Source organism: Microvirga sp. Mcv34, assembly GCF_024519725.1.
In the GTDB taxonomy this organism is placed as follows: Bacteria; Pseudomonadota; Alphaproteobacteria; order Rhizobiales; family Beijerinckiaceae; genus Microvirga.
Genome location: NZ_JALJRK010000179.1, coordinates 1 through 4,066 on the forward strand (window position 1 = coordinate 1; position 4,066 = coordinate 4,066).

Below are 4,066 nucleotides of genomic sequence, written 5' to 3' on the forward strand. Positions count from 1 at the left end.
CAATCGTCCCAATGTTGCAGTGCGGCTTATTCCGCTCAAACTTTTCCTTCGCCATCGTGGCACCCGTTCCTTTGATCTTTCAAATAGTCGCTTAGTGGGTTCAGGCGTATTTCGCCTGAACCTCGGCAGCCACGTTCGACGGCACCTGCTCGTAGTGGTCGAACTGCATGGTGTAGCTCGCACGTCCCTGGCTCATGCCGCGCAGGGTGTTGACGTAGCCGAACATGTTGGCGAGCGGGACCATCGCGTTGATGACCACGGCATTGCCGCGCATGTCCTGACCCTGGATCTGGCCACGACGGGAGTTCAGGTCGCCGATGACCGAACCCGTGTAGTCCTCAGGGGTCGTGACTTCCACCTTCATCACCGGCTCGAGCAGAACCGATCCGCCCTTCTGAAGGGCCTCACGGAGAGCAGCGCGAGATGCGATTTCGAAGGCGAGAGCCGACGAGTCGACTTCGTGGAAGGCACCGTCGACGAGCTCGACCTTGAGGTCGACCACCGGGAAGCCGGCGACGACGCCTGCACCCACGACCGACTGAAGGCCCTTTTCGACGCCGGGGATGTATTCCTTCGGAACCGCACCACCGACGATCTTCGACTCGAACGCGAAACCTGCACCCTGGTCGTTCGGCTGAACGACGATCTTGACGCGAGCGAACTGACCCGTACCGCCGGTCTGCTTCTTGTGGGTGTAGTCCACCTCGGCCTTCTTCGTGATCGTCTCACGATAGGCGACCTGCGGAGCGCCGATATTCGCATCGACCTTGTAGGTACGACGGAGAATGTCGACCTTGATGTCGAGGTGAAGCTCGCCCATGCCCTTCAGGATCGTCTGGCCGGACTCCTGGTCGGTCGAAACGCGGAAGGACGGGTCCTCGGCGGCCAGCTTCGAGAGGGCCAGGCCCAGCTTCTCCTGGTCGGCCTTCGACTTCGGCTCGATCGCGATCTCGATCACGGGCTCAGGGAACTCCATGCGCTCGAGGATCACGGCCTTGCTGGGGTCGCAGAGCGTGTCGCCAGTGCGGACTTCCTTGAGGCCGGCCAGAGCGACGATGTCGCCGGCATAGGCTTCCTTGATGTCCTCACGGTTGTTCGCATGCATGAGCAGCATGCGGCCAACGCGCTCTTTCTTGTCGCGAGACGAGTTGAGCAGCGTGTCGCCGGCGTTCACCTTGCCCGAGTACACGCGGCAGAAGGTGATCGTGCCCACGAAGGGATCGTCCATGATCTTGAAGGCGAGCATGGAGAAGCCTTCCTCGTCGGTCGGCCTGCGAGTCGTCGGCTCTTCGGTCTTGAAGTCGATGCCCTGGATTGCCTCGCGGTCTGCCGGGGACGGCAGGAAGTCCACGACCGCGTCGAGCAGGGGCTGAACGCCCTTGTTCTTGAACGCGGAGCCGCAGAGCACCGGGTGGAAGGCGCGGCGCTGCACGGCGGTGCGAACCAGGCGACGCAGGGTCGCCTCGTCCGGCTCCTGGCCGTCCAGGTAAGCGGCGAGCGCATCGTCGTCCATCTCGACGGCAGCCTCGACGAGCTTGGCGCGATACTCGGCGGCCTGATCCTTCAGGTCATCCGGAATCTCGACCTCGTCGAAGCTGGCGCCGAGCGACTCGCCGGACCAGACCAGGGCCTTCATCTTGATCAGGTCGACCATGCCGCGGAAATCGCTTTCCGCACCGATCGGAATCTGGAGGCAGACGGGCTTGCCGGCGACGCGCTTCACGATGTCGTCGACGCAATTGAAGAAGTTCGCGCCGGTCTTGTCCATCTTGTTGACGAACACGACGCGGGGAACGTCATACTTGTCGGCCTGGCGCCAGACGGTTTCAGTCTGGGGCTCGACACCCTGGTTACCGTCGAGAACGCAGACGGCGCCGTCGAGCACGCGCAGCGAACGCTCGACTTCGATGGTGAAGTCGACGTGGCCGGGAGTGTCGATGATGTTCAGACGCTTGCCATTCCAGAAGCAGGTGGTGGCAGCGGACGTGATCGTGATGCCACGCTCCTGCTCCTGCTCCATCCAGTCCATGGTGGCGGCACCCTCGTGCACTTCACCGATCTTGTGGGACTTACCGGTGTAGTACAGGATGCGCTCGGTCGTCGTGGTCTTGCCGGCATCGATGTGGGCCATGATGCCGAAATTACGGTAGTCCTCAATCGCGTGCGTGCGGGGCATCGCTCAGCTCCTCAGGCCGTTACCAGCGGTAGTGCGAGAACGCACGGTTGGCTTCCGCCATACGATGGGTGTCTTCGCGCTTCTTCACGGCGTTGCCGCGGTTGTTGGAGGCATCGAGCAGCTCGGCGGAGAGGCGCTCGACCATGGTCTTGTCGTTGCGGCCACGGGCAGCCTGGATGATCCAGCGGATCGCCAGAGCCTGACGGCGCTCGGTACGAACCTCGACCGGGACCTGGTAGGTCGCACCGCCGACGCGGCGGGAGCGGACCTCGATCGCCGGAGCGACGTTGTCGAGGGCCTGTTTGAACACCTCGAGAGGGTTCGCCTTGGCGCGGCTCTCGATGCTGTCGAAGGCACCGTAGACGATGCTCTCGGCAGCGGACTTCTTGCCGTCGTACATGATGGAATTCATGAACTTGGTGACGACGATATCCCCGAACTTCGGATCCGGGATGATCTCACGCTTTTCGGCGCTGTGGCGGCGGGACATGAACTGACCTCAATGACAGTTGACGGCTTACTTCGGCCGCTTCGCGCCGTACTTCGAACGACGCTGCTTACGATTCTTCACGCCCTGGGTGTCGAGGACACCGCGGAGGATGTGATAACGGACACCCGGAAGGTCCTTCACGCGACCGCCGCGGATCATGACCACGGAGTGCTCCTGAAGGTTGTGACCCTCGCCCGGGATGTACCCGATGACTTCAAACCCGTTCGTCAGACGAACCTTGGCGACCTTACGGAGAGCCGAGTTCGGCTTCTTCGGGGTGGTCGTATAAACGCGCGTGCACACGCCACGCTTCTGCGGGCAGGCCTCAAGCGCGGGAACCTTGTTCCGGCTCTTTTGCGCCGTCCGCGGCTTGCGGATCAGCTGAGAGATCGTTGGCATCCTGTGCCCTCTTTCACCAGCCACCGACCCGGTGGCCTTCAAGTGTCTTCAACGGTTGACGCTGCACTTCGCCGTGCGGACCTTTTCGGGTACACAAAACGAAGCCACGCCATTGACTTGGGTAAGCCCCTGGCGCGGTACGATTGCAGAGGACCACGATATCTTGCACCGCGGTCGTGCCCTAAATCTGACAAGTGTCAGTCAAGGTTGAGTTCGGCAGCGTTTAGGTGGCATCGGTCGAAGCTAGGCGCTTCGACTGGCGAAAACCTACGGCCAGCCGGAAAGTCCGGTTTCTGTAGCGCCCGAGTCGGGGAAAGTCAACTCTTATTCGTTGGACGCGCCGGAGCTTAAGCGCTCCGACGACCCTGGCCCGAGCCTGGTCACCTGCCGGAAGGTCATCGGCTAGGAGTATGACCCTAGCCCATAGGGGCGCTTGGTAGGATGTATATCACAGTGTCGGGTTAAACGATGAAGAAATCCTTATAGGTGATCTCACCGCCGGTCTTCTTGTTGGGGTCGTAAGTCACGGTTGCGATCTCCAGGGCTTTCTGCTTCGTGCCGGAACCGTCGGCGTCGAAGTAGAGCTTGTAAGTCTTGGCGTTGACCTTCTTGGCGATGAAGAAGTCGTCTGCCTGCTTGGCCGCTCCAAGGGCGAACCACCCGCTCTTAATTGTCACCGGCTTGTCGAGCGAGGCGCTTTTGCCCTTCAGGTACTTGGCGATTGTTGAGTTGCTGAAGGCCGTATCGTCGAAATAGAACGCGTCGTACTTGGCCTGGAAGTCGCTTATCTTGTCGATGTGCTGCTTATAGTCCCGCTTCGTGACCTTAAAGTCGAACAGGAAGGCATCCCTGCTCGGGTCCGCCGGTGTCGACTTGCCGCCGGTGAGTGTATCCTTGCCGGCCCCGCCGGAGAGGATGTCATCGCCCGCATCGCCCGACAGAATGTCGTTGCCGCCCCCGCCGAACAGGCGGTCGTTGCCGGAGCCGCCCGACAGCGTATC

At 61.5% G+C, this 4,066-nt stretch carries 3 protein-coding genes and 1 pseudogene; all 4 read right to left on the bottom strand.

All coding sequences use genetic code 11. The features are described 5' to 3' along the window. Nucleotides 1–100: 100 nt before the first annotated feature. On the bottom strand, nucleotides 101–2,176 hold the full coding sequence (gene fusA, locus OC446_RS29660) for an elongation factor G (protein WP_262032486.1): 2,076 nt from the start codon (nucleotides 2,174–2,176) through the stop codon (nucleotides 101–103). Between the two features lie 19 nt (nucleotides 2,177–2,195). After that, nucleotides 2,196–2,666, bottom strand: a complete 471-nt coding sequence (rpsG, locus tag OC446_RS29665) for a 30S ribosomal protein S7 (protein ID WP_009764295.1) — start codon at nucleotides 2,664–2,666, stop codon at nucleotides 2,196–2,198. 27 nt (nucleotides 2,667–2,693) lie between these two features. Then, nucleotides 2,694–3,065: a 30S ribosomal protein S12 gene (gene rpsL / locus OC446_RS29670; protein WP_009764294.1), complete on the bottom strand. Its 372-nt coding sequence runs from the start codon at nucleotides 3,063–3,065 to the stop codon at nucleotides 2,694–2,696. Between the two features lie 461 nt (nucleotides 3,066–3,526). After that, nucleotides 3,527–4,066: pseudogene (locus tag OC446_RS30935) on the bottom strand (hypothetical protein); the annotation flags it as partial.

Excerpts from the sequence above, each read along its gene's own strand:
- fusA (WP_262032486.1), bottom strand. The coding sequence starts at position 2,176 with ATGCCCCGCACGCACGCGATTGAGGACTACCGTAATTTCGGCATCATG.
- rpsG (WP_009764295.1), bottom strand. The coding sequence starts at position 2,666 with ATGTCCCGCCGCCACAGCGCCGAAAAGCGTGAGATCATCCCGGATCCG.
- rpsL (WP_009764294.1), bottom strand. The coding sequence starts at position 3,065 with ATGCCAACGATCTCTCAGCTGATCCGCAAGCCGCGGACGGCGCAAAAG.